This window comes from Fictibacillus fluitans, assembly GCF_030418125.1.
Classification (GTDB): domain Bacteria; phylum Bacillota; class Bacilli; order Bacillales; family Fictibacillaceae; genus Fictibacillus_C; species Fictibacillus_C fluitans.
This window is the reverse complement of record NZ_JAUHTR010000003.1, coordinates 172,559-189,436: the sequence shown is the minus strand read 5'-3', so window position 1 is coordinate 189,436 and position 16,878 is coordinate 172,559. Positions and strand designations below refer to the sequence as shown.

Genomic DNA, 16,878 nt, shown 5'->3' with positions numbered 1-16,878 from the left:
CTTAACGGCTTACATCACTTTTGGTGGACAGATAAAGCTCCAGCGTTTTTCGGTCAGGCAGGCCTTCAATATCACCATTGACCATGGTGACCAAGGCGCCGATGGCACAGCCCCTGGTAACAGATTCTTTGAGGGGAAGACCGTCCAGCAGCCCTGATACCACTCCTGCCGCAAATCCGTCACCTGCGCCGACAGGATCGATTACCTGTTTCACACGAAAACCCTCCGCATGTCCCTGTTCCTTTTTTGATAAGCAGGAATAATAGGCGCCTTCTTCTCCCTTTTTGACAACAACGGTATCCGGCCCAAGATCGTGCAGCGCTTCTGCTATTCCCTCCGGATCGCTTGTGCCGAACAAAAACTCCCCTTCACTCGTTCCCGGAAAGACAATATCGGAATGGCCGGCAATTTCAATGATGGTGCTTCTCGCCTTTTCCTCGGTCCAGAGCTTATACCTGATGTTCGGATCCAATACAATGGTCATCTTGTGCTGTTTGGCTTTTTCAATCGCATGAAAAACAGCCTTAGAACATGAATCGGAGAGTGCCGGAGTAATCCCTGTTATGTACAGCACCTTAGCCTCAGTCAGATAGTCTTCGTTAATGCTCTCCGGGTTCAGAAAGCTGGCAGCGGAGTGTTTACGGTAATAATGGACGCGAACGTGATCTCCATAAACGTTCTCTTTAAAAAAGATCCCTGTAGGTGCCTCATCGTCCTCGGCAACCTCGCTCACATCCACTCCTTCGCCTCTTACGGCGTTTTTGAGCATGGCACCGAATTCATCACTTCCTACTCGTGAAATCCATCCTGTCTGATGCCCAAGTTTAGACAGCCCAATGAGGGTATTGATTTCTGCTCCGGCAATTCTTGAGGTATAATCCCTGGCATACCTCATGGGCCCGCTTGTTTCCGGGGTAAAAAGCACCATCGCTTCCCCAATGCTGATCACATCCATTATGTTTGCCTCCCTGTCTTTTTTATCTGGCCAAATAGCCGAGACTGGCTGATATCTTTTTTGAAGTAAGCAGCAATACTTTGGCAATCTGTTCTTTACGGGCTGTCATTCTCTCTTTTGGCGCCGCTACACTGATTGCAGCCTGCATCAGCCTGTCACCTCCATATACCGGTGCTGCCAGACAAAATAACCCTTCCTCGTTTTCTTCATTATCAATGGCATAGCCCCGTTTCCTGCTCTCCTCAATTTCCTGTTCCAACTGTTCCCTGCTTGTAATGGTGTGAGCGGTAATGGGAAGCAGTTCTGTTGAATCAAGCAGCTTGTTTTTTGCTTCATCCGGCACGAAGGAAAGAAACGCCTTGCCAAGCCCCGTGCAGTAAATCGGCTTTTTGTTTCCTGGCTGGGCCGTGGTCCGGATGGAGCGGTTATTATCAATTTTGGCAACATACACAAGCTCTTCTTCCGCCATCAGAGCCATAAAGACCGTTTCCTGCACTTCTTCCATTAATGTTTTCAGATAAGGCTTTCCTACTGCTGAAACATCCAGCGATTCCATGGCAGCAGTTCCAATTCCAATGAGTTTGGGTCCAAGCTTGTACTTTTTGTGCGTATCCTGTCTCAAATAGCCTTCTGCCGCTAAGGTTTTAATTAAATTTGATGTGCTGCTTTGCGGGAAGTCGAGGGTTTCGCTGATTTCCTTTATGGAGAGACCCTCTGTATGCATGGTCAGGCACTCAAAGACCTGCAGCACCCGCTGAGCTGATTTAACTGACATCTTACCCTCCATTCACATCACATATGTGATGAAATATTCTGTATGTGATTTTTGACACCTAGAAACTACCACAGCACTTTTTGAATTGCAACCGCTTTCCAAAGAATTTTCTTAAAGCAGCAATAAAAAAGACAGCTGTCGTCAGCTGCCTTGTTTGCTCCAGTTTTCTTTTATGAATTCATCTCTTCCAGATTCAATTCGTTCCTGTTTGTACTTTTCGGGATTCTTTTTATAAAAATCCTGATGATCCTCTTCAGCGGCATAAAAGACAGGTGCCGGCAAGATTTCGGTTATAATCGGTTTGCTGAACTTGCGGCTGTCTTCAAGCTTTTGTTTGGACGCCTGCGCAAGCTCCCTCTGTCCTTCAGTATGATAGAAAATGGCCGTACGGTACTGGCTGCCACGGTCAAAAAATTGTCCACCCTCATCTGTTGGATCAATTTGCGGCCAATACAGATCCAGTAACTGTTGATAAGGAAATACCTCCGGATCAAATGTAATTTCCACCGCTTCGTAATGTCCGGTTGTTCCTGTTTTCACTTGTTCATAGGATGGATGGTCCACATTCCCACCGGTATACCCGGAAACAATGCCATGGATTCCCGGGAGTTCATCAAATGGCTTGACCATGCACCAAAAGCACCCTCCGGCAAACGTCGCTTTTTCAAGTTTACTATTTTCCTTCATACAGCAAGTCCCCCTCTTAGTCTTGTTGAATTCTTTTTATCATATCTATTAAGGGAACGAAAATCCATAAAAAAGGCCGGTTCAAAAATGAACCCGCCTAACTCTGCATACTATTTTTCATCTTTTCCAAGATAATCTTCATGCTGTCTGTTTCTTTTTTTGCGCCGGACGGAACGAACGACCAATATGACAATTACGATAATCAATAATATGCTGACATTTAAAAAGCCGCCCACGAATAGTAGTATATCCTTTAGCCAATCTGTAATTGATTCCATAGCTGTATTCACCTCTCCCCTCTACAATACCCCGGCGGAGCAAAAATTAATCTATTTTCAACTCCATTTTTCACAAGAGCTGATCACCTGTTAATTGATTACCCTGCTTTTCATTTTTTAGACACGGAAAATGTGGCAAAAAAACAAACCTTCCCATGATAGGAAGGTTAGGTTAAACATTATTCGCAAAAGTAATGTCCTGTATTCGGTCCTGCCATCCGGCTGTTGGTCAAAAAGTGAAGATTCACCATGTCCTCGATCGGAAGAAGAAAAGATACCATCTCCATGTTTTCCCGCATTTCATGAATGGACGAAAATGCGGGAACAACCGGAATTCCATTCTGCAAACCCCACTTCATGGCAATCTGGGCCGGGGTTTTCCCATGCTTTTCTGCAATGTCCAGCAGCACTTTTTTCTGGAAAAGCTCCCCCCTCGCATACGGGTTTCTGGCCTGCACCTGAATCTGGTTCTGCTGACAGAAGTGAATCAGCTGTTTTTGCGGCTTTAAAGGATGATATTCCATTTGGTTAACATGCGGTTTAAGCTGGCTTCGCCTCATGATCAGCTTCAGATCGCTTTCCTCGAAATTACAAACACCGATGGCTCTGACTTCACCTCGGTTATATAGAATTTCGAGCGCCCGCCATGTTTCTTCAAGCTCTCCTCTTACCGGCCACTGAATCATGTAGAGATCAATATAATCGACTCCCAGTTTCTTTCTGCTCTCATTAAAAGCAGCAAGGGTGTTATTGTAGCCGTGGGAAGTACTGTTTAACTTTGCTGTAATAAAAAGATGCTTTCTATCAATGCCTGATTGGGATAGAGCGTTTCCAATTCCGCGTTCGTTTTGATAGGATGCGGCGGTATCAATCGCTCTATAGCCTGCTTCTATGGCAGCAAGCACTCCTGTTTCCACAGTTTTCGGGTGATTTATACTACAGGAATCCAATCCGATCCAAGGGATATGAACTCCATTTGACAACACCGTTCCTTCCTCCAGACCCATCATCATTGTTCCCCCCGTTATTTCATACTTTTTACATTCTATGCGGTTAAGCTTTTTTTCATATCATTTTCGAAGAACCCTTTAATCGGCTATACTGGTAAGGGATGCAGTTTAGAAGACTGCTGATGGAGAAAGGAGTTTAAACATTTTATGAAATCCATTGTACTTGCTGAAAAACCAAGTGTTGCCAGAGATCTGGCCCGTGTGCTTGGCTGCAGCCAGCAATCAAAACAATATATAGAAGGACCCAAATACATTGTGACGTGGGCGCTTGGCCACTTGGTCGAGCTGAAAATGCCCGAGGATTATAACAAGGAGTATAAACAATGGAGGATGGAAGACCTGCCGATTATCCCTAATGAAATGGGATTGAAGCTCATCCGCCAGGTCAGTCACCAATACAAGGGTATTGAACAGCTCTCCCGCAGAAAAGACGTCGGTGAATTTATTATCGCAACAGATGCCGGACGTGAAGGAGAACTGGTTGCCCGCTGGATTCTGGAGAAGCTTCGCTGGAAAAAACCTGTTAAACGGCTCTGGATTTCTTCCCAGACCGACCGGGCCATCAAGGATGGATTCAAAAACCTGAAGCCGGCCAGAGAATATGATTTTCTATATCAATCCGCCGTATGCCGTTCGGAAGCGGACTGGCTGATCGGCTTGAATGTGACACGCGCCCTGACTACGAAATACAATGAACAGCTTTCTGCAGGCCGTGTGCAGACACCGGCTCTTTCCATGATCCTGGAGCGTGAAGCAGACATTAAAGCGTTTGTGCCAAAAGAGTATTTTACAATCGATGCCAAAATCGGACCTCTCGAGGCTGCATGGGAGAAGAATGGAGAGAAGCGGATTTTCAACCGTGATCAGGCCGAAAAGATCGTAGAACTTGTGAAAAACGAAAAAGGAAAGGTCACTTCCCTGAGTACGAAACCAAAAACCGAACAGCAGCCTCTTCCGTACGATTTAACGGAACTGCAGCGTGATGCCAACCGGCGATTTGGGTTCTCTGCCAAGAAAACCTCCAGTGTCCTGCAAAATCTGTACGAAAGGTACAAACTTGTTACGTACCCGCGGACAGATTCCAAATATTTGACCGTGGACATGAAAAATACGATGAATGACCGGCTGCAGGCCCTCTCGTCCGCGTATCGTGAAGAAGTCCAGCCCGCCCTGAAAAACAAAGGAACAGTGCTTGTCAATAAGGTCTTTAACAACGACAAAGTGTCCGATCACCATGCGATCATCCCAACAGATGAGCCCCCGCACCTTGGCGATCTGTCCAGTGATGAAAGAAAGCTGTATGACATCATTGTCCGCCGTTTTCTTGCATTATTTTACGGTCCGTACCAAACGGAAACCATTCATGCGGTGATTGATGTGAAAGGGGAATCCTTTTCAGCGAGAGAAACGAAGATTGTGGATGCCGGGTTTAAAAAAATCACCGGGAAGGATGAGGAAGATTCCCGCAGCAAACCGCTCGGCAACCTGAAATCCGGACAGGAATTCAGTGTAAAAGAGTCGAGGCTGCAGAAAAAACTCACCGAGCCACCCGCCCGCTTCAATGAAGCCGATTTGCTCGCGCGAATGGAGAAATACGGTCTCGGGACTCCGGCAACCCGCGCGGATATCATAGAGCGCCTGCTCAGCACCGAAACCATTGACCGCCAGAATAACCGCCTCCATCCTACACCAAAAGGAAAACAGCTGATTGATTTGGTCAACAGTGAGCTGAAGTCGCCGGAATTGACGGCAAAATGGGAAAAACAACTGGAGGACATTGCCCGTGGCAAAGGCAATCCAAAAGATTTTCTTGAGAATATCCGAACGCAGACCAAACAGCTCGTCAACGAAATCAAAGGCAGTGAACAAACCTATAAAGCACATAACCTTACTGGTTCGAAGTGCCCCGAGTGCGGAGAATTCATGAAAGAAGTTAAAGGACGCGACGGAAAAATACTCGTGTGCTCAAGCCGGGAATGCGGCTTCAGAAAACGGAAGGATCCCAAGATGTCCAACCGCCGATGCCCGCAATGCCATAAAAAAATGGAGATTCACAACGGCAAAGCCGGTACCTATTTCCAATGCCGGCCATGCAACGTGGTTGAAAAAGCAGAAGACCGTAAGAAAACCGTTACCAAACGCGAGGAACGCCAGCTGATGAATAAATATAAGAAAAAAGAAGAAGCCCCAATGGGCAACAGCCTGGCTGATGCCCTGAAAGCGGCCCTCGAGAAAAAAGACTAAACCCACTAAATAAGACCAGAGTCCGTTGATGATCGCTCATCACGCCTCTGGTCTTATTAAATTTTTTCAAGAACTTTTTTATTCAATAAAATTCATCCGAATGGCTTTCACCACAGCCTCCGTCCGATTTTTCACTTTTAATTTTTTTATGATACCGGCCACATAGTCCCTGACGGTGTAGTGGCTTAAATGAAGAAGAGATGCAGCCTGCTGAATGGTTTCCCCCTGTGCCATCAGCTTGAGCACCTCTTTTTCTCTCGGTGTTAAGATCGGTGAATCCATGTCAAGCAGCTGAATAACCGTCCCCCATTGCTTATAAAGAGCCTCGCCTGCATACTGGCCGAATTTCATGAGCATTGCCTGCTCGTTTGGAGTCGGTTCCTCAAAGTGCGCTCCATTACAGTCCAGCAGTACAAGCCCAAGGAAACGCCCTTTTCTTGGCGTGAACACCGGAACCGCAATCAGTGATGTCAGCTTGAACTGATCTGCCAGCTCTTGCGGGACCTGGTTGGAAGCATCCTCTAGGTAAATGGGCTTTGACTGAAGCATTTTTTGCAAGTGATCCTTTAAAAAAGCAACCTCTGTAAAATCAACTTTAATCTCCTGCAAATCGTGTCCCAGGTTTCGATGAGCCGCAAATACTACCCTTTCCACTCGGGGGGAGTATAAAAAAAGGGCACTTCTTTCGAATTTTAAATAATCCACAAAACCATCTGTAACCGTTTTAAGTGTTTCAGTGCAGGTTTGTGCCATAAGCAATCGGAGTGTATATAAAAGCGCAGCGTCTTTCCATTCGTTTTCACTTTCCAGCGTATTCATCTTAAGCTGCTTTTTGTACATGTTCGAAATCAATTCAATGCGCTGGGAAGAAATGCTGCCCGTATCCGTTGATTTCACACAAAGCAGCAAGGTTTCTTTGGCAAATGATACAGGAATGACTCTTGGCTGTTTTGTTCCTGGATTCATCAGGCGGCACAGAGCAAGGGACAGCTGCTCGGAGGTTGGAGCGGACATGGTTTTGCAGATCTCGATGAGTGATTGATTGTCCTGTCCGGTATCCACACTTTTCAGTTCGATTAATTTATACTCGAAATCCTCGATTCTCAGCAATGCAGCCCAATGAAGCGGGATAATATTGGAGGTGATCATGGTATCCAGCCACCGATGCCCGTTTGTCTCCGATGTCAGAGGAATCAGGACATGATCCAGAAGCTTGTTAAAAATATATTGAACAGACTGGTGGTCGATAATTCTTGGATTTTCTTCCTGTTCAAGAATATGATGAATCATATTTTCAATGGCAGACAGCAGAAAAATAACCTGGCTGTAATCAACGTCCATCGAATAATGGTCTCTCCATTGTGAGATCATGGCAAGTATAAGCTGATTGATATGCTCACAATCGTTCTCTTTCAATAATTCTTCAAAAGAGAATGTCATCATTCCGTCAAATTCCATAATGAGGTCCTGTTCCTGCTGAGTGGATAGCTCACTTTTTATCGTTTTCCAGTTGTTTAATATGTCTCCGCCATACTTCGTCAGTAAGGCCATTCCATTTAAAAAAAGCTCATCCATCTCAAACCCTCCTCCCCACTGCCTACATTCACTTTATAGTTTTCGAAATCTTTTTACAATATCCGCCCGATTTACCCGACAATTGTCGGGGGGATCAGCGTAATTACGATACTTATCGGAATTGTCAACTTACTAAACAAGCCGTACAGTTACATTATTAAAGCGTTTCCATAAAAAATAATAAGGGTGGGATACCGATGGGTAAGACGATTGAATTGAAAACAACCATCAACAAAGGCAATTTGAACAGAAAAGTGTTTTGGAAAGCCTTTGCATCAGGCATGGTGGTGCTGGCTGCCCTGCTGAGTTTTATGGGAATATCCGGGACGGCATACGCCATTCCCATGGCAGGAGTCGGCAACTTTTATGTTGAGTTTGATCATCTGGCGGGAAACGGCTATACCTTCTATCCAAAAATGGGTGAATCCAGCAAGGAAAAATCCACCCCGCAGGGCACCAACCTGATAAAAGACTTAACCATTGACCATTTGCAGCTGTACAAAGATTTTAACATCAGCGGTGACAAATGGATCCGTGTAAAAATTGCCGCCAGTAAACCTGTTCATATTTCCGGTCTTCAGCAGGACGCGTCCGTGATTAATGCAGATGCCAAGTTCAGCAATCTTGCATTGAAAGAAAAGCAAAGCACTGACTGGCAAAAACAGTTCCAGCAAACGGCTTCAACCATTGAACTTAATCATGCAAAAATAAAAACTCATTACCTTTTTCAAGAGAAAATTATGATGAACGGAATGAAGGTTACGGTGGAACGAATCAATAAACCAGCCAATTAACAACAAGGAGGAATAAAGATGTCTGTTAGACAATGGAAACACGAACGCCCCTTTACCGGATCACTGCTGACCTTACTGTCCGGAGCATTGATTCTGTGGGTGCCCTTGAACCTTATCGTGAAAGCGTTTCTGCCGGGTACTGCCTCTGTCATTGGCATTTTATTTGGCGGCATGATTCTTTTGCTGGGAGCCATGGCTTTATTTTTTCCTCAGTTCTCCAAAGTGTTTGGCATTATCATCATCTTTTTATCCATATTATCTGTAATTGGAGCTCTGGGCGGATTCCTTATAGGAACATTACTGGGCATTACCGGGGGATCCCTTATGATCGCATGGAACCCTTCCCCTCCCCTTCAAAAGGAGGAAGATCAAATTGATGCTTATAATGGCTATGAATCTGCTGAACTGGTAGAAGCAAAATGAGGATGCAGGCCATTCGAGTCTTTACCTGTTTGCTTGTTATGGCCCTTGTGTATGTTCCAAATCAATCACAGGCCAAAGCCAGCGGTGAGAATGATGAAGGATTTGTTATCAGTGCAGACCGGGTGGAGGGCGGCATTATGATTCCTCAGGTGGTCATGGGGGAAACATCAACAGGAAAATCAAAGCCCATGATCCGTTTTCAATATCGTAATGCCACACTGTATGGAATGAAACTTACAAAGGTACTCTCAACCGATGAGGGACCGGTCACTGTGATTATGCAGGCACACGGCCCTGTTCATATGACGAATATGTCGGCTGATGCGTCCGCCTTCTCGCTAAAAGGAGCATGCCTGACAGCAGGAAAACCAATCCCTGATCCTGGTCTTAAAAAAGTAACCATGCTCGTACACAAAATGGAAGCCTCAAAGGGAGAATTGGACAGACTGACGCTTACCACGGTAAAAGGCAATCATGGACAACAGCGGCCAGATGCTCCGAAAGTGCTTCAGGACCTTGCCTCGCTGCCCCTGTTGGAGGCAAAAGAAGCAGTTGGCAAGCTCATGAATGGCCATCTGCCGCTGACATGTGAAGACAAAAAAGAGGAAAAAGAGAATTCGTCTGTAAAACCGTCTTCACCATTCGATGATGCAAAAAAGGCACTTCCCGTGCCGTCAAAGGTTGCAATAAAAAAACCGGACGCAAAGCCTGATAAACCCGATACTAAGCATATAGTAAAGCACGTTAAAAAGCCGCTGGATGATGCGGCTGATCCGGTAAAGCGTGCGAAAAAACCACTGAAGGATGTAGCTGATCCGGTTAAGCGTGTCAAAAAGCCAATTGATAATGTAGCTAAACCGGTTAAAGATCATGTGGAAAAACCCGTAAAAAAAGTGTCAAAAGTGATTAATAAAACGAAAGAGACGGCCAATAGGGAGACGAAAAAGATCAAGAAAACCGTTCAACAAACGAAACAGCAGCTTTGCAGCGAAACAGGCAAGCTCAATGGATCTGTACCCAAAATGTTTGGACTTCGCCTGATTGATGAGGCCCAAAAAGAAAAGGTTGCGCTCAGCAGTCTCTGTCCAAATGATAAGGCCGCAACCAAACAGCTGAAGATCGTTCAGAGTCAGCTCTTAAAGAACCTTAACCTGCCTTCCCTGGAAAAAGACCAGCTTGCCGATCCTGATCTTTTGAACAAGATGGAAAAGGAGATAGAGAGTCACTCCGCTCTCAAACTACTGCCTGATCTTTTAAAACCATTGGACGGACTCTTTTAATAAAAGACCCCGGCAGCCTGAAGCCATTTTCGGGCTGCTTTTCCCCTGTTCTTTACAGTGCGCAGAAGGTAAAATAATACAAAAGATTATAGAGCAGGGGGAATATGATGTACAGGATTGAGAGAACCATTACCGACTTTAACTGGGATGAGATATTAGCCGTTTACCATGCTGTCGGCTGGACCAGGCACACCCTGAAGAATTTGCAAACTATTTACAGCAACAGCAGTCATGTTGTGGCTGCTTACGCCGACAATAGGCTTGTGGGAATGGGAAGAGCGCTGTCTGATGGAGTGTTCAATGCTGCTATCTATGATGTGATTATTCACCCTAAATTTCAGGGAAAGGGAATTGGGAAGCTCGTTGTCGAAGACCTTCTTTTTCAGCTAAAAGACGTATCCTGCGTGCATTTAATATCCACGACGGGAAACGAGCCCTTTTATGAAAAAGCCGGACTGAAGAGGGTAAAAACAGCCATGGCACGCTACCTTAATAAAGGGCTGGAAGCGGAGTATTTAGTATAGAAATAGACAAAAAGGATTCACAACTCTCTGCGGTTTTCTGCTCAATGTATCCTGTTGTTATGGTAAATTAATAGGGACATAAGATACAGGAGGTTACCGGGTATGAATCCATCCCTCAAACGCTTTATTTTAATCGGAACACTTGAAGGTATTTCTTTTCTTGTTTTGCTCGCCATCGCGATGCCGCTCAAATACTTTGCCGATCTTCCAATGGCTGTTACCATTGCCGGTTCTCTGCATGGGCTGTTTTTTGTTTTATATTTAATTGCACTGGCCTATGCCACCTTTAAAAACCGCTGGTCATTCCCCCTGGTCATGGGAGCACTTGTGGCTTCCGTCCTTCCCTTCGGCCCCTTCGTGTTTGACTCCTATTTGAAAAAGAACATATAAAAAACAGGCCTGCCTTTGAATGGTTCAAAGACAGGCCTGGCTGTATTTTACAGGATGGTTCCAAGAAAATCTTTTGTCCGCTGGTTCTTTGGCTGGGAAAAAATATCGCTCGGTGTTCCTTTTTCCACAATTTTGCCATCATGCATATACACCACAGTATCGGCCGCTTCACGTGCAAAGCCCATTTCATGGGTAACGACGAGCATGGTCATCCCTTCTCTCGCCAAATCCTTCATCGTGGACAGCACTTCTCCAACCAATTCAGGATCCAGGGCCGAAGTCGGTTCATCAAACAACATAATTTTTGGCTTCATGGCCAGCGATCTCGCAATCGCTACCCTTTGTTTTTGGCCGCCGGACAGCTTGGATGGATAAACATCTTCCTTATCGGCCAATCCCACTTTCTTTAAAAGTGCTCTACCTTCCTCAACCGCCTTGTCCTTTGGGATCTTTTTAACCATGACAGGGGCTTCAATCACATTTTCCAAAACGGTCTTATGCGGGAAAAGGTTGAAATGCTGAAAGACCATTCCCACCTCCTGACGCACTTTGTTCAAATCCGTTTGATCCGGTTCGATGACTTTGCCGTCAATGGTTATCGAGCCGCTCTCTTTGTACTCCAGATAGTTTAAACAGCGAAGCAATGTGCTTTTACCTGAGCCACTGGCACCAATCAAAACCACAACATCCTGCTCATGAACCTCAATGTCCACATCCTTTAAAACATGAAGGTCACCAAACGACTTGTTCAAGTTATTTACCTTAATCATTACTTTTCTCTGTTCCACGCTCATACCTCCTACTCGTCTCCTCCGGCAATTTTCCCTTCCAGTCTGTTAACCAAAAGGGTGAACAATAATACAAGTACCAGATAGTAAATCGCCACTATTAAAAGGTACGTCATCTCTTCAAATGTCCTGGAACCCTGAGTCGTGGCCACATTAAACAATTCTGAAGATGAAATAAAGGCGGCCAATGATGAATCCTTCAGCCCGATAATAAACTGGTTGCCAAGCGGAGGAAGTGCGCGCCTGAATGCCTGAGGCAGCACAATTCTCCTCATGGCCAGCGGCGTGCTCATCCCCAGTGAACGACCGGCTTCCAGCTGTCCTTTATTAATGGACTGGATGGAGCCCCTGAAAATCTCGGCAATGTAGGCACTGTTATGCAGCGCCAAACCCAGCGTTGCACACCAGTAAGAAGATATGCCAAGTTCGGACAAACCGAAGTAGAAGAAGAAAATCTGTACAATCAACGGTGTACCCCTGATAACCGCTATGTACACGTTGGCAATCCAGTTAAGAATTTTGCTGTTTGACAGCTTAAAAAAAGCAAACAACAATCCGACGACCGTTCCAATTAATACGGAAACCACCGTAATTTGTAAGGTAAGCAGCAATCCTTTCATAAAGAGCGGATAGCTGTCGATGAATACTTCGAAAAAATGCGTAATCTTGGTTCAGCTCCTTTTGAAAGAAAAGAATGTGCAGTGTAACACACATTCTTCATTGATTTTTTATGGTTTTTTTGTAATATCGGTTTTCAGGTATTTTTCGCTAATTTCTTTCAATGTTCCATCTTTCCTTAGTTGTTCAAGTGCTTTATTGATCGCCTTTAACAGCTGCTTGTCCTTTTTGGATACCGCAACCGCTTGTTCACTCGTGCCAAGTGTTTCTGCTTCTTCTACTTTAAATCCTTTTGCGATGGCCTGTTTGCCGGTAATGGAATCCGTGATTACACCTTCATGCTTCTTTTCACTTAAAGCCCGCAATGCGGTTACATCACTGTCATATACCGATATGTCTTTTGTGTATTTCTGTGCTTCACTTTCGTATGTAGAGCCTTTGGCTACAGCAATATTTTTTCCCTTAAGGTCTTTGGCACTCTTAATGCCGCTGCCCTTCTGAACAAACAAAACCGGTCCTGAATAGTAATACGGTGTACTGAAATTTACTGCTTTCTCTCGTTCAGGTGTAATAGTATGACTGGCAACAGCTGCATCAAACCGGTTGGTCTTTACAGCCGTAACAATTCCATGAAATTTCTGCTTGTCCACTTTTGCCTTCAATCCCATTTCCTTGGCAAGAGCCTTTCCGACTGCAACATCAAATCCATCGAGCTTACCATTCTTGTCCGAGTAGCTGAACGGATAAAACTCACCTGAGACGACAAAAGAAAACACACCGTCTTCTTTCAGTTCCACCTCATCTCCGCTCTTCGTTTTGGATGTCGAGGACCCGCAGCCGGCAATCGACAAAATCATTGCAGCAATTAACAGCATTGGCAAATAGAATTTCTTCACTGCTTTTCCTCCTTTTGTAGTGTTTGATTGTTCTGACTAATTCAATGGTAACGTGTTGAAACTTCAAATACTAGCCACAAAAGTACTAGAGAGTTTGTACTATACTGGGTATATTTACACGCCTCGTTGTAACAAATCGCTTTTATTCGCAGATGCCAAACGATAGTCCCATGAGATATTTACCCTAATAACTCTGTAAGTAATCGTAGGATTATTCTAAATTTTGTAGAATATATCATTTATTCTCTTTATTTAAAGGAGGTTTGTGGGAAATGATGGAGAGTAACCCGAAAGTCATCCTTCTCTCTGACTATAAAAAGAAGAAACGAAAAAGGCGCGGAGCCCTTGGTTCAACCCGTGTTCTTCTCCGGTCTACCTTGCTGTTTATGATTGTCAGCTTTTTGGTATTTGCCGTTTTTATGTGGCAGGATTATAAACGCACCACTCTTTTTTCTCACAACCCCAATCAAATCTTTGAAGTTTTAGATCAGCAGGATTCAAAAACATTATCTTCATCCGCTAAAGAAAAAATTTCGTCCATTGCCTCTAAAATCGAAGGACTGGAATATTTGGCTGTTTTTTCTCAAAAACCAGTCAAAGCTTCCGAAGACGCCACTTCTCCCGTCTTTGTATTTTCAAAAATGAAAGGGAAAGTTGGCGACACTCTCAAGCTCGGGGATGGAACATGGCACATTGAATATAAGTTTAAGGATCCAGAAAACCACTTCATATGGAACATTTTCCTCGTCACCTTTATCTTTTTCTGCTTTATTTTCTTCGGGTTATGGATGATCATTGGCTTTAAGTATCCAAAAAGCATGGGCCATGCCAGCCGCATGATCTATACAAAATAAAAGGAACTGCCAGGAAGTCAGTAAATTGACTTTCTGGACAGCCCCTTCCTTTTATAACTTGCTCAAATCGTTGACAGCTTCTTGAACCGACAAATAGGTTTTCAAGGAATATAATTCATGGCTGGTACCCGCTTTCATGGCGAGCTGTGCGGAAATCCCGGTCAATACAAGATCCGTGCCCAGCAGTTTAAGAAGATGATGCAGTTGATAAATGAGAGAAGAAGTGTGTTCATCAAACATTCCCAAACCTGAAAGATCCAGGATTAAATATGTAGCGTGTCTTACATTCAGATCAGAAACTATCGTCTCGGTGATCTTTTCGAAACGTTCACGGGAAAGGTTACCGATCAATGGAAGAACCAGCGTGTTATCCGTAACAGGAACAAGAGGAGTGGACAGCCGTTCAATTTCCTTTAATGTCAATTCCAGTTTTTCCTGATACTCTTCCTGCTTGGTTATGTCATTTTGAATGCCAATGAAATAGTACTTTTCTTCCTCTTCCATATAAAAGGGGTCGATCGTTAACTCATTCCAAAATGGCGTTCCGTCTTTACGGTAGTTTCTGAGTTTAATGGAAATTTTCCTCTTATCCCCAAGTGCATCTTTTATTTCCCTGATTGACTCTCTATCCGTATCTTCCCCCTGAAGAAAGCGGCAATTTTTCCCGATCACTTCTTCGTAATCATAACCAGCCATGGACAGAAAGCCTTCATTCACATAAATGATGGGATTGTCCGGGAGTGATGGGTCTGTTATGGTAATGCCTACTCTGGTAAAATCAAGGGCTTGTTCAAGCAATGACACCTTTTCCTTAAAAAGATTCAGGTTTTGTTTCAAAACATCCTCTCCCTTTATACACCGTTCTACTATTTCAGGGCCATTATATCATTATTCTTCCTTGTTTCCCAACTTTCCCCCTTATCCTCTCTTTGCTGGGGAACTCTCCATTTATTTCCCGGAAAATGACGAACCAAGAACAAAGGCCGGTTATCATGTTTATGAACACCCTGATAACCGGCCTTTATTTTTTTCATCATTCATACGGACGAAATCGCCGGATTCCATGGAATGGAAAGCCGAAAACGCCTACCCCCGGTTGCAGTTCTCCTGCAAAAAACGGAAGGGATACACGGCTGCCTCCAGCTTCTTCCCCATTTATGGGGATGGCCATATAGAGATTTTCATTATCGTATGAATATAGAAGTCCGGAATAGACCTCTCCATCTATCATTTCCAATTCACTATGCTGTCCCATATAATGCCGGCATAAAAACAAATAATGATAAGGTTGGTGGGAGCCCGCTTTTTTAAGAGCATCGAGAGGAACAGAGTTCATTGTTGGCTTTAGGTCTTTGTCCAAATTCATGTTCTATCTCCTCCTTTGTACATACCATCTTATTCCGCTTCTTTCGGATTGCACCGCTTATCCACCCATCTTTGCAAAAAAAACTGCCAGGTACCAGTGAGTGCTCTGGTCTCTGACAGTTTTTTCAGCTTCTTATCTATAAATTTACGCTTCGAGTACTTCGATCACTTTCTTGGCTACGCTCAAGCTTGACTGCGGATTCTGGCCGGTTACCAGCTTTCCGTCCGCTACAGCAAAATCGGCCCAATTCTCGCCTTTTACAAATTCTGCTCCCAGTTCGCGCAATCTTGTTTCCAAAAGGAAAGGCACCTCGTCAGCCAGACTCATTTCTCTTTCTTCTGAATCGGTGAAAGCCGAAATCTTTTTCCCTTTTACAATCGGAGTCCCGTTTTCGCAAGCAGACATGACCAGACCCGATGGCCCATGACATACGGAACCAATCACCTTGTCATCTTCTGCAAACTGACAGACAACGACTTGGAGATCATGGCTGTTAGGGAAATCAAACACGGTTCCATGTCCTCCGGGAAGAAAGATGGCATCAAATCCGTGAGCGTCATCTCTTGTTAAGGGCGGAGTATCCTTCAGCAATGCTTTAGCTTCCTCAAATTCTCCTGTATCTCCTTCAAGGCTGTTCGGATCCAGCGGAACCTCGCCGCCAGCGATGCTTGTCACTTTAATCTCATAGCCCTGTTTTTTAAATTCATTATACGGGACGGCAAGCTCTTCCAGCCATAAGCCCGTTTTGTGATCACCAATGGTATCATGACTGGTTACAACAAACAGTATCTTTTTGGATGACATTTCTCTTCACTCCTTTTAAATTACTTCTCCACCCGTATTTATTCCTTTCTTTCCCAGACAATAAACATTGTAATCCTATCTCTGAAAAGCGGAATGTCCAAACCCCTGTCCTTCTATTCACATAACCTATCAAAAAACAGAATGGGGACAAAACATGAAGTTTACCTTCGGAAATAAAACCACCGATGCGAAACGGTACAGCACATTTCAGAAAAAACTAGCTATTACCAAAGAAGCTGAATTAAACAGCCCCAGTGATATTCTGCCTCCCAATGAGGAAATTCCCCTTCTCTCCCTGTATTTTACACAGTTGTCGAAAGGCGACAAGGTGGAAATCGAAGCGTCCGCCGGCTGGACGGCGGGCTTCCCTTGTGAACCCGCAGCCATCAAGCTCACAGTAAGGCGCAATCCAGATATACTGGTCACAGAAGCAGAGGAATCCACCCAGGACCTTCAGATGCAGAAGACAACAACACTTACGGGTTTTGAGACCTTGAGCGATAATGTCGAACTGGCTCTTTACACCTTGTACGCATCAACCTTACAGGCACAAAGAATCCGAATGAGCGGCAGCTTCCGTCTCCGTGCGGTTGTAAGGCTTAGCAACTAAAAAAGCA

Annotated in this window: 20 protein-coding genes; 8 read left to right on the top strand and 12 right to left on the bottom strand. The window is 44.5% G+C overall.

What is annotated here, in order from left to right; genetic code table 11:
* Position 1 precedes the first annotated feature (1 nt).
* From QYB97_RS08180 to QYB97_RS08160, 5 genes are all read right to left on the bottom strand, one after another.
* Entirely contained in the window at positions 2-955 is a 954-nt protein-coding gene (locus tag QYB97_RS08180) for a sugar kinase (protein ID WP_301165493.1), read from the bottom strand.
* A 22-nt stretch (positions 956-977) separates the two neighbouring features.
* Positions 978-1,730, bottom strand: a complete 753-nt coding sequence (locus QYB97_RS08175; RefSeq protein WP_301165492.1) for an IclR family transcriptional regulator — start codon at positions 1,728-1,730, stop codon at positions 978-980.
* A 141-nt stretch (positions 1,731-1,871) separates the two neighbouring features.
* The gene (gene msrA / locus QYB97_RS08170) at positions 1,872-2,417 is read right to left on the bottom strand and encodes a peptide-methionine (S)-S-oxide reductase MsrA (RefSeq protein WP_301165491.1); all 546 of its coding nucleotides are present in this window, start codon (positions 2,415-2,417) and stop codon (positions 1,872-1,874) included.
* A 110-nt stretch (positions 2,418-2,527) separates the two neighbouring features.
* Entirely contained in the window at positions 2,528-2,695 is a 168-nt protein-coding gene (locus tag QYB97_RS08165; RefSeq protein WP_301165490.1) for a hypothetical protein, read from the bottom strand.
* Between the two features lie 179 nt (positions 2,696-2,874).
* The gene (locus QYB97_RS08160) at positions 2,875-3,708 is read right to left on the bottom strand and encodes an aldo/keto reductase family protein (protein ID WP_301165489.1); all 834 of its coding nucleotides are present in this window, start codon (positions 3,706-3,708) and stop codon (positions 2,875-2,877) included.
* A gap of 144 nt (positions 3,709-3,852) precedes the next feature.
* On the opposite strand from QYB97_RS08160, the gene QYB97_RS08155 reads away from it, so the two are divergent.
* On the top strand, positions 3,853-5,949 hold the full coding sequence (locus QYB97_RS08155) for a DNA topoisomerase III (RefSeq protein WP_301165488.1): 2,097 nt from the start codon (positions 3,853-3,855) through the stop codon (positions 5,947-5,949).
* A 78-nt stretch (positions 5,950-6,027) separates the two neighbouring features.
* Here QYB97_RS08155 and QYB97_RS08150 read toward each other — a convergent pair whose 3' ends face one another.
* A complete protein-coding gene (locus QYB97_RS08150; protein WP_301165487.1) occupies positions 6,028-7,524 on the bottom strand; it encodes a LuxR C-terminal-related transcriptional regulator in 1,497 nt (498 codons plus the stop codon).
* A gap of 197 nt (positions 7,525-7,721) precedes the next feature.
* Here QYB97_RS08150 and QYB97_RS08145 point away from each other — a divergent pair, with 197 nt between their 5' ends.
* The 5 genes from QYB97_RS08145 to QYB97_RS08125 all read left to right on the top strand — a co-directional run bounded on the left by QYB97_RS08145 (position 7,722) and on the right by QYB97_RS08125 (position 10,935).
* A complete protein-coding gene (locus QYB97_RS08145) occupies positions 7,722-8,318 on the top strand; it encodes a DUF6230 family protein (protein WP_301165486.1) in 597 nt (198 codons plus the stop codon).
* 18 nt (positions 8,319-8,336) lie between these two features.
* Positions 8,337-8,741, top strand: a complete 405-nt coding sequence (locus tag QYB97_RS08140) for a DUF6114 domain-containing protein (RefSeq protein ID WP_301165485.1) — start codon at positions 8,337-8,339, stop codon at positions 8,739-8,741.
* A 2-nt stretch (positions 8,742-8,743) separates the two neighbouring features.
* Positions 8,744-10,021, top strand: a complete 1,278-nt coding sequence (locus QYB97_RS08135; protein WP_301165484.1) for a hypothetical protein — start codon at positions 8,744-8,746, stop codon at positions 10,019-10,021.
* A 107-nt stretch (positions 10,022-10,128) separates the two neighbouring features.
* On the top strand, positions 10,129-10,545 hold the full coding sequence (locus QYB97_RS08130; protein WP_425589779.1) for a GNAT family N-acetyltransferase: 417 nt from the start codon (positions 10,129-10,131) through the stop codon (positions 10,543-10,545).
* A 102-nt stretch (positions 10,546-10,647) separates the two neighbouring features.
* Positions 10,648-10,935, top strand: a complete 288-nt coding sequence (locus QYB97_RS08125; RefSeq protein ID WP_301165482.1) for a DUF3817 domain-containing protein — start codon at positions 10,648-10,650, stop codon at positions 10,933-10,935.
* A gap of 47 nt (positions 10,936-10,982) precedes the next feature.
* Here QYB97_RS08125 and QYB97_RS08120 read toward each other — a convergent pair whose 3' ends face one another.
* The 3 genes from QYB97_RS08120 to QYB97_RS08110 all read right to left on the bottom strand — a co-directional run bounded on the left by QYB97_RS08120 (position 10,983) and on the right by QYB97_RS08110 (position 13,216).
* Positions 10,983-11,705, bottom strand: coding sequence for an amino acid ABC transporter ATP-binding protein (locus tag QYB97_RS08120; RefSeq protein WP_425589786.1), 723 nt, complete (start codon positions 11,703-11,705; stop codon positions 10,983-10,985).
* A gap of 29 nt (positions 11,706-11,734) precedes the next feature.
* Entirely contained in the window at positions 11,735-12,343 is a 609-nt protein-coding gene (locus tag QYB97_RS08115; RefSeq protein WP_301165480.1) for an amino acid ABC transporter permease, read from the bottom strand.
* A 108-nt stretch (positions 12,344-12,451) separates the two neighbouring features.
* Positions 12,452-13,216: a transporter substrate-binding domain-containing protein gene (locus tag QYB97_RS08110; RefSeq protein WP_425589785.1), complete on the bottom strand. Its 765-nt coding sequence runs from the start codon at positions 13,214-13,216 to the stop codon at positions 12,452-12,454.
* Positions 13,217-13,509: 293 nt separating this feature from the next.
* Here QYB97_RS08110 and QYB97_RS08105 point away from each other — a divergent pair, with 293 nt between their 5' ends.
* A complete protein-coding gene (locus tag QYB97_RS08105; RefSeq protein WP_301165478.1) occupies positions 13,510-14,091 on the top strand; it encodes a hypothetical protein in 582 nt (193 codons plus the stop codon).
* Positions 14,092-14,142: 51 nt separating this feature from the next.
* Here the strand turns inward: QYB97_RS08105 and ytvA are convergent, their stop codons facing one another.
* The 3 genes from ytvA to QYB97_RS08090 all read right to left on the bottom strand — a co-directional run bounded on the left by ytvA (position 14,143) and on the right by QYB97_RS08090 (position 16,261).
* Positions 14,143-14,928 (bottom strand): YtvA family blue-light photoreceptor, encoded by a 786-nt coding sequence (gene ytvA, locus QYB97_RS08100; protein ID WP_301165477.1) that lies wholly within the window; start codon positions 14,926-14,928, stop codon positions 14,143-14,145.
* Positions 14,929-15,124: 196 nt separating this feature from the next.
* Complete coding sequence (locus QYB97_RS08095; RefSeq protein WP_301165476.1) at positions 15,125-15,457, bottom strand: LSm family protein; 333 nt, start codon at positions 15,455-15,457, stop codon at positions 15,125-15,127.
* 144 nt (positions 15,458-15,601) lie between these two features.
* Positions 15,602-16,261, bottom strand: coding sequence for a type 1 glutamine amidotransferase domain-containing protein (locus tag QYB97_RS08090; RefSeq protein WP_301165475.1), 660 nt, complete (start codon positions 16,259-16,261; stop codon positions 15,602-15,604).
* A 154-nt stretch (positions 16,262-16,415) separates the two neighbouring features.
* Between QYB97_RS08090 and QYB97_RS08085 the strand changes: the two genes are divergently transcribed.
* On the top strand, positions 16,416-16,871 hold the full coding sequence (locus QYB97_RS08085; protein WP_301165474.1) for a hypothetical protein: 456 nt from the start codon (positions 16,416-16,418) through the stop codon (positions 16,869-16,871).
* Positions 16,872-16,878 lie beyond the last annotated feature (7 nt).

Bases quoted from the DNA above. Each gene is read 5' to 3' on its own strand.
- QYB97_RS08180 (WP_301165493.1), bottom strand. From the start codon at position 955: ATGGATGTGATCAGCATTGGGGAAGCGATGGTGCTTTTTACCCCGGAA.
- QYB97_RS08175 (WP_301165492.1), bottom strand. From the start codon at position 1,730: ATGTCAGTTAAATCAGCTCAGCGGGTGCTGCAGGTCTTTGAGTGCCTG.
- msrA (WP_301165491.1), bottom strand. From the start codon at position 2,417: ATGAAGGAAAATAGTAAACTTGAAAAAGCGACGTTTGCCGGAGGGTGC.
- QYB97_RS08165 (WP_301165490.1), bottom strand. From the start codon at position 2,695: ATGGAATCAATTACAGATTGGCTAAAGGATATACTACTATTCGTGGGC.
- QYB97_RS08160 (WP_301165489.1), bottom strand. From the start codon at position 3,708: ATGATGATGGGTCTGGAGGAAGGAACGGTGTTGTCAAATGGAGTTCAT.
- QYB97_RS08155 (WP_301165488.1), top strand. From the start codon at position 3,853: ATGAAATCCATTGTACTTGCTGAAAAACCAAGTGTTGCCAGAGATCTG.
- QYB97_RS08150 (WP_301165487.1), bottom strand. From the start codon at position 7,524: ATGGATGAGCTTTTTTTAAATGGAATGGCCTTACTGACGAAGTATGGC.
- QYB97_RS08145 (WP_301165486.1), top strand. From the start codon at position 7,722: ATGGGTAAGACGATTGAATTGAAAACAACCATCAACAAAGGCAATTTG.
- QYB97_RS08140 (WP_301165485.1), top strand. From the start codon at position 8,337: ATGTCTGTTAGACAATGGAAACACGAACGCCCCTTTACCGGATCACTG.
- QYB97_RS08135 (WP_301165484.1), top strand. From the start codon at position 8,744: ATGCAGGCCATTCGAGTCTTTACCTGTTTGCTTGTTATGGCCCTTGTG.
- QYB97_RS08130 (WP_425589779.1), top strand. From the start codon at position 10,129: ATGTACAGGATTGAGAGAACCATTACCGACTTTAACTGGGATGAGATA.
- QYB97_RS08125 (WP_301165482.1), top strand. From the start codon at position 10,648: ATGAATCCATCCCTCAAACGCTTTATTTTAATCGGAACACTTGAAGGT.
- QYB97_RS08120 (WP_425589786.1), bottom strand. From the start codon at position 11,705: ATGATTAAGGTAAATAACTTGAACAAGTCGTTTGGTGACCTTCATGTT.
- QYB97_RS08115 (WP_301165480.1), bottom strand. From the start codon at position 12,343: ATGAAAGGATTGCTGCTTACCTTACAAATTACGGTGGTTTCCGTATTA.
- QYB97_RS08110 (WP_425589785.1), bottom strand. From the start codon at position 13,216: ATGCTGTTAATTGCTGCAATGATTTTGTCGATTGCCGGCTGCGGGTCC.
- QYB97_RS08105 (WP_301165478.1), top strand. From the start codon at position 13,510: ATGATGGAGAGTAACCCGAAAGTCATCCTTCTCTCTGACTATAAAAAG.
- QYB97_RS08095 (WP_301165476.1), bottom strand. From the start codon at position 15,457: ATGAATTTGGACAAAGACCTAAAGCCAACAATGAACTCTGTTCCTCTC.
- QYB97_RS08090 (WP_301165475.1), bottom strand. From the start codon at position 16,261: ATGTCATCCAAAAAGATACTGTTTGTTGTAACCAGTCATGATACCATT.
- QYB97_RS08085 (WP_301165474.1), top strand. From the start codon at position 16,416: ATGAAGTTTACCTTCGGAAATAAAACCACCGATGCGAAACGGTACAGC.